Origin of the sequence: Rathayibacter sp. AY1C5 (assembly GCF_002931705.1) — a bacterium.
In the GTDB taxonomy this organism is placed as follows: domain Bacteria; phylum Actinomycetota; class Actinomycetes; order Actinomycetales; family Microbacteriaceae; genus Rathayibacter.
In genome coordinates this window covers 1-2310 of the sequence record NZ_PSWD01000060.1, presented here as the reverse complement: position 1 = coordinate 2310, position 2310 = coordinate 1, and the positions used below count along the sequence as shown (strand labels likewise).

The following is a 2310-nucleotide window of genomic DNA, read 5'->3' as shown; positions in this document are numbered from 1 at the left end:
GCGCGGCGGCGGGGCGAACGGGCGGGGGCGTTCCGGCGGGGACGGACGGAGCGGGCTCGCACCGCGGACCGCCTCGGACGAGCTCCGCGATCCGCAGCACCCGGTCGGCCGACGTCCGGGCGGACGGGTCGTGTGCTGGGACCCGCGCGGACCTCCGCGGTCGGCGGGACGTCATGTCCTGTTCGCCTGCCGCCCCTTGCCCGCGCGCCGCTCCGAGCGCACGCTGGAGCCATGACCGCCTGGAGTCCTCTCGAGACCGTCGGCGCCGTGGTGCTCGCCCTCGCGCTGATCGGGCTCGCCGCCGCGGCCGTGGCGGTCGGAGCGGGCGACGAGATCGCGTTCATCGGCGTGCTGGTCGCCTTCGCGGTCGCGGTCACCGGGCTCGGCCTCCACATCGCCGGCCGCGAGGCGCGGTACCGCCGCGACAACCGGTGACTCCGTCGCGCTACCGCCGCGACGACGGCTGAGGAGGCGCGCTCCCGCCGCGCCGGCCGCTGAGCGGGAGAGACTCCCGCCGCGACGACACTCGGCCGGTCAGTGCCCCAGCTCCACCAGCAGCACGCCGGCGATGATCAGGCCGATCCCGCCGAGCATCGTCCAGGTCAGCGGGTCCTGGAACAGCCAGCGGCCGAGCACCGCGGTCAGCGCGACTCCGACCGCCGCCCAGATCCCGTAGGCCACCCCGATCGGCATGCCCTGCGCGAGCGCTCCGGCCAGCAGCGTGAACGCGACGACGTAGCCGACTCCGACCACGACGTACCAGCGCTTCCGGCCGTCCGTCGCGGGTTTGAGGCTCATCGTCGCGGCGACCTCGGTGAGGATCGCGCCCGAGAGCAGCAGCCAGGCCATCAGTGCGCCGCCCGGCGCGCGGCCTGCGCTCGCTGCGAGCCGATCTCGACCATCAGCACGCCCGCGATGATCAGCACCAGCCCGATCGTCATCACGCCCGTCAGCGGCTGCCCGAAGAGCACGGCCGCGAGGACCGCCGTCAGCGCGACGCCGCACGCGCCCCACACGCCGTAGGCGACTCCGATCGGCATGCCGGCCTTGAGCACCCGGCTGAGGAGGACGAACGCCGCCAGGTAGCCCGCCACTACGAGGGCGTACCAGCCCGGCGACTCGATGGCGGCCTGGAGGGCGAGCGACGCCGTCACCTCGGTGAGGATCGCGCCGGTGAGGAGCACCCAGCTCATCGCGTGCCGTCGGATCGCGTCATCCGGCCAGCGTAGGTCGGGCGCGGAGGCGTGCGCCCGCAGAACGAGAGCGCAGTGCCCGGAGACGGGGTGGGAACGATCGTTCTCCGGGCGGCGACGCGCTCACCGCGCGAAGTGCTCGCGCACCTCCGCCTGCCAGCGCTCGCGGTCCTCCTCCGTGATGAACGCAGCCTCGAAGGAGTTGAGCGCCAGCTGCTCGAGCTGCGCGTCGTCCATCCCCAGCTCCTCGACCAGGGCGCGGTAGTTCTCATCCACGTAGCCGCCGAAGTAGGGCGGGTCGTCGCTCGAGACCGTCACGACGAGTCCCTCGCGGAGCATCGCGGGCAGCGGGTGGTCGGCCATCGTGTCCACCGCGCGCAGGGCGACGTTCGACAGCGGGCACACCGTCACCGGGATGCGGCGCTCGCGGAGCATCGCGACCACCTCCGGGTCCTCCATCGCGCGGATCCCGTGGTCGATCCGCTCGACCTTCAGCAGCTCGACGGTGGCCGCGACCGTCTCGGGCCCGCCCTCCTCGCCGGCGTGCGCGACCAGGCGCAGTCCCTCCGCCGCGGCGCGCGCGTAGACGTCGACGAACAGCTCCGGGCCGAAGCCCACCTCGTTCGAGTCGAGCCCGACGCCGATGACGTGCTCGCGCCAGGGGAGGATCGCCGTCAGCATCTCGTCGGCCGCGTCGGCGCCCAGGTCGCGGAGGAAGCACATGATCAGGTCCGTCGAGATCCCGTGGGTCTCCTCGCTCCGGCCGAGCGCACGGGTGATCCCGCTCATCACGGTGTCGAGCGCGACGCCGTTGCCGAGGTGCGTCTGCGGGTCGAAGAAGATCTCGGCGCGGCGGACGTTCGCCTTCTGCGCCCGGTCGAGGTAGCCGGTCGCGAGCTCGAAGAAGTCCCGCTCCGTCTTCAGCACGGTGAGGTTCGAGTAGTGCAGCTCCAGGAACGACGCGAGGTCGGTGAAGGAGTACCGCGCGCGGAGGGCGTCGAGATCCTCGGTGGGCAGGGCGACCCCGTTGCGGCGCGCCATCTCGACGATGTGCTCGGGCTCGATCGTGCCCTCGAGGTGGACGTGCAGCTCGGCGCTGGGCGGGGCGGGGAAGGCG

The 2310-nt window shown here is 73.2% G+C and carries 4 protein-coding genes; 1 reads left to right on the top strand and 3 read right to left on the bottom strand.

All coding sequences use genetic code 11. The annotated features are described in order from the left end of the window. Positions 1-231: 231 nt before the first annotated feature. Entirely contained in the window at positions 232-435 is a 204-nt protein-coding gene (locus tag C5C57_RS17465) for a hypothetical protein (RefSeq protein WP_104248362.1), read from the top strand. Positions 436-534: 99 nt separating this feature from the next. On the opposite strand, the gene C5C57_RS17460 is transcribed toward C5C57_RS17465, so the two are convergent. The 3 genes from C5C57_RS17460 to C5C57_RS17450 form a co-directional block, all read right to left on the bottom strand. Then, complete coding sequence (locus tag C5C57_RS17460) at positions 535-849, bottom strand: multidrug efflux SMR transporter (protein ID WP_104224891.1); 315 nt, start codon at positions 847-849, stop codon at positions 535-537. After that, on the bottom strand, positions 849-1193 hold the full coding sequence (locus tag C5C57_RS17455) for a multidrug efflux SMR transporter (protein WP_104248361.1): 345 nt from the start codon (positions 1191-1193) through the stop codon (positions 849-851). Before C5C57_RS17455 ends, C5C57_RS17460 begins: the two co-directional genes overlap by 1 nt. Positions 1194-1316: 123 nt before the next feature. Continuing rightward, positions 1317-2310: adenosine deaminase (locus C5C57_RS17450; RefSeq protein WP_258072470.1), on the bottom strand; the 994-nt coding region annotated here is incomplete at its 5' end.

What these genes read in the sequence shown, in the direction of transcription:
- C5C57_RS17465 (WP_104248362.1), top strand. Translation starts at nt 232, where the DNA reads ATGACCGCCTGGAGTCCTCTCGAGACCGTCGGCGCCGTGGTGCTCGCC.
- C5C57_RS17460 (WP_104224891.1), bottom strand. Translation starts at nt 849, where the DNA reads ATGGCCTGGCTGCTGCTCTCGGGCGCGATCCTCACCGAGGTCGCCGCG.
- C5C57_RS17455 (WP_104248361.1), bottom strand. Translation starts at nt 1,193, where the DNA reads ATGAGCTGGGTGCTCCTCACCGGCGCGATCCTCACCGAGGTGACGGCG.